Origin of the sequence: Pseudooctadecabacter sp., assembly GCF_020627745.1 — a bacterium.
Lineage (GTDB): Bacteria > Pseudomonadota > Alphaproteobacteria > Rhodobacterales > Rhodobacteraceae > Octadecabacter.
The window spans coordinates 41028-48505 of sequence record NZ_JAHDGE010000004.1 but is presented as its reverse complement, the minus strand read 5'-3'; the positions used below and the strand labels follow the sequence as shown (position 1 = coordinate 48505).

The following is a 7478-nucleotide window of genomic DNA, read 5'->3' as shown; positions in this document are numbered from 1 at the left end:
GCCTTGAATTTTGAAAATGCCATGGGCGCGCTCTTTACCCCAGATTAAGGTTAACGCCGCCGGTCGTCCAAGAGGGGCCACTTGAGCGGGTGCCCTGCGGTCGAACCCCTCAGACTGAGGTTTTCCAAGACGGCTCGGGTCTCCGACCATTCTGCGCCTGAATTCATCCCCCGGATAAATTCCAAGACAGCTCAAGCTCTCTGGTTCCCAAATACCTCCGCCGGAGGCGCACATCTGCCACTCCGCGTTCCTATCAGCCGGTATCACGCCGCCGCCCCAGACGTATCCATGTCCCGCCCAAGGCGCGCAGCCGTGCACCTGTGCCCAGTTTGAACCGCGCAAGTCCCGGCGCATGATCCGTCTCCACCAACCCCAGATCAAAAAGCTGGTGGCCACTGTTCGTCAGATGGCCCGCCGCATGATCCAACAGCACGCGCGGCGCTTGCAGATCGCGCCCCAATGGCGTGCAATGCGCGGTCATATAGGTGGCGGTCAAGCCGTGTGACATCACCAGACAGGCCGCAACAGGGTGCCCCTTGGCCGTGGCTTCGAACATCAGCGCATCTTTGGGGTTGATCGCCGCATATGCCGCCAGCAACGCAAACGGATAGTCCCGATACCGCCGCGCACGCGCTTGGGCGGCCGCCTGATGAAACAGCCAATGGGGCCGTCCGTCCCAATAGGTCTGGCGCACCCGCAGACCTGCGGCCTCCCCCTTGACCAACCGGTTGCGCCATTTGCCCTGCATCGCCGCGCGCCGGTCCGTTTGGGTCAAATCCCATTCCGCCACATGGGCGGGTGTCATGATCTGGCGGTAGCCTGCCGCGCGGTAGGCGGCAGGCGCATCATCCTCGCCGTTGATCAACCGGGGGGCCTGTGTCAGCGCGTCCGATCTGATCCGGCTGGCAAAGCGTATCCCGCCCCATGTCCCGATCCGGCGTTGCAAAACCACGGGCGCGGTTGAAACCACGTCCGACCCGAAGGCTGTCAAAGCGCGGGCAAATTGGGGCGATTGTTGCAAAGGTAATGCGGGCAGGGCGGTCATGACCCCATTAACGCCACCTTTACCTAAAACAGGGTTAATGGGCGCATGAAACATCTGCCGCGCATTCCGGCCCCCCGTCTGACCTTACCCGCCGCCGCCCTGATGGCCGCCTTCGCGGCCCTGATCGCTGGCGGTCTGTTGACGCTTTTAACCTAGCTGCACCAGCGCGTGACGCTTTTTGCCCGCGCTCAGCTTGATGGGCGTGTTCAGATCAGTAGGCGCAATCAATAGGCCCGTGTCCGTCACAGCCGCATCGTTCATCTTGGCACCGCCTTCGGCGATCAGACGTTTCGCCTCTTTGCCGCTGCCCGCCAGCCCGGATTTCACGATCAGCTGGACGATGGAAATTCCGTCGCCCACATCACCTGCCGCCAAGGTCAAGGTGGGCAGATCATCGCCCACGCCGCCTTTTTCGAACACCTCACGCGCGGTCTGCGCTGCCGCCTCGGCCGCCGCACGGCCATGCAGCAGGGCCGTCACCTCATTGGCCAACACGATCTTGGCGTCATTGACCTCCGCCCCCTCAAGCGCACCCAACCGGTCGCATTCCTCCACCGGCAGTTCGGTGTAGAGCTTCAGGAACCGCCCCACATCCGCATCGGTGGTGTTGCGCCAGAACTGCCAGAATTCGTAAGGGGACAGCATGTCAGGGTTCAGCCAGATCGCCCCTTGCTGGGACTTGCCCATCTTCTTGCCGTCAGACGTGGTCAGCAGTGGCGACGTCAGGCCGTAAATCTCATGATCCAGCACACGCCGCGTCAGGTCGATACCGTTGACAATATTGCCCCATTGATCCGACCCGCCCATCTGCAACAAACAGCCGTAACGACGGTTCAGCTCAAGAAAATCATAGGCCTGCAGGATCATGTAATTGAATTCCAGAAAGCTGAGGCTTTGTTCGCGGTCCAGTCGGGATTTGACGGATTCAAAGCTCAGCATCCGGTTGACGCTGAAATGCTTGCCGATGTCGCGCAGAAAATCGAGGTAGTTCAACCCGTCCAGCCATTCGGCATTGTTCAGCATCAAAGCAGGAACATCGCCGCTGTAGTCAATGTAATTGGCAAACACCTGTTTGATGCCTGCGATATTGTCGTCAATCATCGCAGGCGTCAGCAGGGGGCGTTCATCGGCGCGAAACGACGGATCGCCCACCTTGGTGGTGCCACCGCCCATCAGCGTGATCGGCTGGTGGCCGGTCTTTTGCAGCCAGCGCAGCATCATGATCTGAATGAGCGATCCCACATGCAGAGATTTTGCCGTCGCATCAAAGCCGATGTAGGCTGGGACGACGCCCTTGGAAAACGCTTCATCCAGGCCCTGATAGTCCGTGCAATCGGCCAGAAAGCCGCGCTCCATCATGATGCGGATGAAATCGGATTTGGGATGGTAGGTCATGGCATCGTCCTGCTAGTTTGGCCCTGTCTATAGGGGCTGGCAGGCGTGAGGGAAAGAGCATGTTGAAACAGGATCGGGTCCGCGCCCTCGGGCTGATGTCGGGCACATCGCTGGACGGGATCGACGCCGCCGAGATCGTGACCGACGGGCACGAGGTGTTTGAGGTTCTGGGCACCGCCTACCGCCCTTACACCGACAGCGAACGTGCGGTTCTGCGCGCGGCATTGGGCAAGTGGCAGGACGATGATGTGGCGCAGGTGTCCGCCCTGATCGACACGTTGCACGCCGACCTCGCAGCCCAGTTTCCGGATGCTGATCTGGTGGGGTTTCACGGCCAAACCCTGGCCCATGATCCTGGCGGACGCGGCACCCACCAAGCGGGTGACGGCGCGGCGCTGGCGCAGGCCTTGGGCAAACCGGTGGTCTGGGATTTCCGGTCCGCAGATGTGATGATGGGCGGGCAGGGCGCGCCGCTGGCCCCGTTCTACCACTTTGCCTTGGCCAAGAAAATGCAGGCCGATGGGCCGCTGGCGATATTGAACCTTGGTGGCGTGGGCAACCTCACATGGATTGATCCCGCGTTGCCCCACCCGGACAGCGACGGCGCTTTGCTGGCCTTTGACACAGGACCCGCCAACGCCCCGATCAATGATCTGATGCAAAGCCGTCTGGGCTTAGCGTCAGATCAGGACGGCGCGCTTGCTGCCACCGGTCAGGTTGATGACGGGATCGTTGCGGCCTTCTTGCGCCATCCCTATTTCTTCCGAATGCCGCCCAAATCACTGGACCGGGATGCCTTTGCAGATCTGACAGGGGCCGTGGCGGACCTGTCCGATGCCGATGCCGCCGCCACACTGACAGCGGCCTGTGCGCGGTCTGTGGCACAGGCCCTTGCGCTTTGCCCAAGCACGCCCCGGCAGCTTTTGGTGGCAGGGGGCGGGCGCCGCAACCCCACCATGATGTCCATGATCGCCAAAAGCTGTGAGGTGCCTGTCGGCCCGATTGAAGACGCAGGGTTCGATGGTGATTTCCTTGAAGCGCAGGCCTTCGCCTTTCTGGCTGTGCGCACCGCAAAAGGCCTTGCGACCTCCGCACCCGGCACCACGGGTGTGGCCGCCGCCATCGGCGGGGGAACCCTGTCGCGCCCCTCATGACGATGCGTTTTTGATCCGCTGTTGATTTAGGTATTTTTGAACCAGAGAAACACAAGACGGCACAATATCGGACACCGCGCGCGCAAACTCAGCTTTGAAATTCGCCACACGGTCTCACGTCGGGCGCAGTCCCCTGTTTCTCTGGTTCTCAAATACCTAACTGCAACAGATCACTCAGGCGAGCCGGTGAGGATGCGCACATTGGCGAAGACGCAGGCCAGCGGTTTTTCGAAGAAAAACCGCCCCCCGCCCGCAGCATGCGCCGATCGAAGATCGGTCCTCAGGCCGGCAGATGTATGTTGAACCGTGCGCGCAGTGCGCCATCAAGTGCCGCATCAAACCGCGCGCCGGACCGGGTGGCCAAGATCGCCTCTTTACGCGCCGTCGCCCCCTCGACCAGAACAGGGCGGTCGTTTTCGGCCCATTCTTTCGGGCTCATCCGGTTGCCCAAAGCGGGGTAAACACAATCGCGTTCCATGTGGCTCAACGTGCGATCGGTGCCCAGATAATGGCCCGGCGCGGGTTTGTCCGGGGTGCCCAGACAGACCTCGGCCATCTGGTCCAACGCCAATGTTTCGTCATCGACCTCGATCCCGCGCACGCAGCGTTGGGCTTGACCGATCAGATCATCGCCCAAAATCAGGCTTTCGTGGCAAAAGCCCAACAGCGATGCGTGCATGCCTGCGGCCTCATAGACCATGTTGCAACCCGAAAGGCCCGCCATCACATTCGAACACATCTGTTCCCAGCCCGCCTGCATGTCCGGCATCTTGCTGTCGGACGCGCCGCCTGCGGCCCCGCCGGGCAGGCCGTAAAACCCATGCATCTGGGCGCAGCCCGCCGTCAGCAGTGCCTGTTCGCCCGAACCGACAGTCATCGCCCCCGTGCGCAAATCCAACCCGAAGGGCCAGGTGCCAAAGATCGCGGGATGGCCCGGCGCCATAGCATTCACATAGACCACCCCCGCCAGACATTCCGCCACGGCCTGCACGATGGCCCCCGCTGTGGTCGAGGGCGCAGTGGCGCCGGACATGCCGGCGGACAGCAACAACACAGGCATGCCGCCACGGATACAGGCCTCCATGGTTTCACAGCTTTCGGTGGCGAACTTCATGGGCGGGACGACAAAACAGTTGGAATTGCTCATGAAGGGCCGTGCGCGAAAGGCGTCCTCTCCGCCTGCGATCATATAGAGCATTTCAAGGCAGTCGCCTACGTGGGACGGATCGCTGAAGGATGTTCCGATGTGCTTGGTCGTGCCTGCGGTGCAGGCATAGATCGTGTTCAGATCCATCTCTAGGTTGTCGAGAATATCGCGGGCCACCATGGGGCGCTGCAGGAAGTGGACATTATCGAGCACATCGGTGATCCGTGCCGCATCGTGCAAATCCTGAAGTGTGCTGTCGCGGAAGGCGTTACCGGCCACATCGACCATGCTGACGGCGGCACCGGCGGTGCCATAGTGGACGCGCGTACCGCTGAGGTCCAGATCGTGGCGCGCCTCGCGCCCCACAAGCGTGACGTCCTTGCAGGCCTTGGCCAACATATCCTCGACCAGCGCGCGGGGGTAGCGCAGGCGTCCGTCTTCGCCCAGAACGGCACCTGCTTCGGTCATGATCGTGACGCCGGAGGGGGGCGCATCGGCCAGTCCGATGGTTTCCAGAGCGGTCAGGGCGGCATCGTGAATGCGGGCCACATCAGCCTCTGTCAGGGGTTTGTAGGTCCCGCCCGACATTCCGGGCCGGATCGGACGCATATCGTCGGACAGTTTGGCGGCCCGTGCGGCGTGGCGCGCGGCGCGTCCGCCCGACCGGTTGCCGCGACGCGGGTGTGTTGAGGGATCGGTTGAGGGGGATGGCGACTGGGGGGTATCAAGAGACATAGGATATGCTTTCGGTCTAAGAGAGGACAGGACGGAGGTCTCAGACGAAGGGGCGGCCCCGGGCGGCGCGACCGCGGCGCGCACCGATGGTGCGCAGGACGCGCAATCGGATGGTCAGGGTACGAAATGCCATGCTCATGCGGCCAGCGTGAACCGCGATAGTGGCGGTCGTCTTATCCAATTCCGACCTTATGTCGCAAACGGACATTGCCGCACGAGGAAAGGCATTCAGCGGATCAGTCACAAACTTGTGAGATCAAGGGGTTGGCGCACTTTCGCCTGCTTTTTCAGGGGCACTGCGCGATCTGCTGCTGATTTTCGAAATCTTTGAAAATGGGATGGAACGACATGGGGTCTGTATCGTTTGAAGGTCACAAGCGGGCTTTGCATCACCACAGACCACGCAGCCTGCGACAAAGAAAAAGGATAGAAATCATGACACGTGCACATCTTGCAGTCAGCGCCGTCGCCGCACTGGGCTTTGCGGCCACCCCTGCCTTTGCAGGCAACCTTGAAGAGCCGGTAATCGTTCCAGCCCCGGCACCGGTGGCGGTTGTTCCGGTGGTAACCGGCAACGACTGGACGGGCTTTTACGCCGGTGGTTCGTTGGGCTACGCCGATGCGGAAGAAGCCGACCCCAGCACCTTCGAAGCGGACGGTGCGACCTACGGTCTGCACGCGGGCTACGATTACGACTTCGGCAGCTTTGTGATGGGTGGCGAGCTGGAAATCTCCGGTTTTGACGTCTCTGCCGGTGGGGTCGATGTAGATTCGGTGGCACGCGCCAAGTTGCGTGCAGGCTACGACGCGGGCAACTTCCTGCCCTACATCACCGCAGGTGCGGCGCAACTGAACACCGGCGGCGCGCTGGACGGTGACGACACAGGCGCCTTCTATGGTCTCGGCATGGACTATCTGCTGACGGACAGCATCCGTCTTGGTGGTGAGGTCCTCAAGCACGAGTTCGACGACTTCGACGACAGCGGTCTTGATCTGGACGCCACGACGGCCTCTTTGCGGATGTCGTTCCAGTTCTAAGCCGGCTACGACAGTATTAATGACAGGCGCGGCGGGGAAACCTGCCGCGCCTTTGTCGTTTTAGTCGGACGGTCCGGTCAAAAGGGCATCGACCGTATCGCCCGAAATGGACCGGCCAAGGCGGGAAAAATCGCCGTCGCCAAACATGGCGGTGGCGGCATCGTGGATGACGCGGTGCGTGGCCCGCGCCAGCGCCGACCCGAGCGACAGGCGTGCCGCACCCAATCGGCCAAAGGCCGCGCGGGTCTGCGCGGTGTAAAGGGGCCCTGCCACCAGCACGTTGACCGGTGCCGTCACACTGGCACAGATGCGCGCCACATCGTCCATCGTTCGGGGCAGCGGCGCATAAAGGCAATCGGCCCCTGCGGCCTCGAACGCCTGAAGGCGGCGGATGGCCTCCTCCAAGTCATAGGCGCCGGTCATGATGCCGTCGGCACGCGCGGTCAGGACGAAGTCACGCGGCAGGGCGCGGGCGGCGGAGGCTGCGGCTTTGATGCGCTGGGTGGCCAGATCCGCGTCATATGCGTCGGACCCGGGCAGGCGGATGTCTTCGATGCAGATGCCCGCAAGGCCCGCCTCGGCGGCAAGGCGGACCGTTTCTGCCACCGTGTCCGGGTCATCGCCCCAGCCGTTTTCGAAATCACCCTGCACCGGCAAGGGCGTGGCTGCGACAAGGCTTTCGGCGTGCGCCAGTGCTTCGTCCCGCGTCACACCCAGACCGTCCGGCCGGCCCAGCGTAAAGGCATGGGCTGCGGAACTGGTGGCGATGGCCTGCGCGCCCATGGCGGCCAGCATCTTGGCAGAGCCTGCGTCCCAGGCATTGGCGAGGATGAAGGGATCGCCGGGGCGGTGGAGGTCACGGAAGGTCGTCATGGGCAGTCCTTTCATTGGTTTCGAATTAGGCTGTGCCAAATCCGACGGGGGGGGGCGCTGCCCCCGGCCTTCGGCCTCCCCCGGAGTTTTC

6 protein-coding genes are annotated in these 7478 nt (G+C 62.4%); 2 read left to right on the top strand and 4 right to left on the bottom strand.

The genetic code is table 11. The annotated features are described in order from the left end of the window. Positions 1-253 precede the first annotated feature (253 nt). Both QZ653_RS02930 and tyrS read right to left on the bottom strand, forming a co-directional pair. Positions 254-1045, bottom strand: a complete 792-nt coding sequence (locus QZ653_RS02930) for a GNAT family N-acetyltransferase (protein WP_296417485.1) — start codon at positions 1043-1045, stop codon at positions 254-256. A gap of 147 nt (positions 1046-1192) precedes the next feature. After that, positions 1193-2440 carry a tyrosine--tRNA ligase gene (gene tyrS, locus QZ653_RS02925; RefSeq protein ID WP_296417484.1) on the bottom strand — a complete coding sequence of 416 codons (1248 nt, stop codon included), beginning with the start codon at positions 2438-2440 and terminating at the stop codon, positions 1193-1195. Positions 2441-2499: 59 nt separating this feature from the next. On the opposite strand from tyrS, the gene QZ653_RS02920 reads away from it, so the two are divergent. Then, positions 2500-3594, top strand: a complete 1095-nt coding sequence (locus QZ653_RS02920; RefSeq protein ID WP_296417481.1) for an anhydro-N-acetylmuramic acid kinase — start codon at positions 2500-2502, stop codon at positions 3592-3594. A 280-nt stretch (positions 3595-3874) separates the two neighbouring features. Here the strand turns inward: QZ653_RS02920 and QZ653_RS02915 are convergent, their stop codons facing one another. Next, the gene (locus QZ653_RS02915) at positions 3875-5476 is read right to left on the bottom strand and encodes a trimethylamine methyltransferase family protein (RefSeq protein ID WP_296417480.1); all 1602 of its coding nucleotides are present in this window, start codon (positions 5474-5476) and stop codon (positions 3875-3877) included. A 435-nt stretch (positions 5477-5911) separates the two neighbouring features. Here QZ653_RS02915 and QZ653_RS02910 point away from each other — a divergent pair, with 435 nt between their 5' ends. Then, on the top strand, positions 5912-6514 hold the full coding sequence (locus QZ653_RS02910; RefSeq protein ID WP_296417479.1) for an outer membrane protein: 603 nt from the start codon (positions 5912-5914) through the stop codon (positions 6512-6514). Between the two features lie 60 nt (positions 6515-6574). Here the strand turns inward: QZ653_RS02910 and QZ653_RS02905 are convergent, their stop codons facing one another. After that, positions 6575-7387 carry an isocitrate lyase/PEP mutase family protein gene (locus tag QZ653_RS02905; RefSeq protein WP_296417478.1) on the bottom strand — a complete coding sequence of 271 codons (813 nt, stop codon included), beginning with the start codon at positions 7385-7387 and terminating at the stop codon, positions 6575-6577. Positions 7388-7478: the final 91 nt, after the last annotated feature.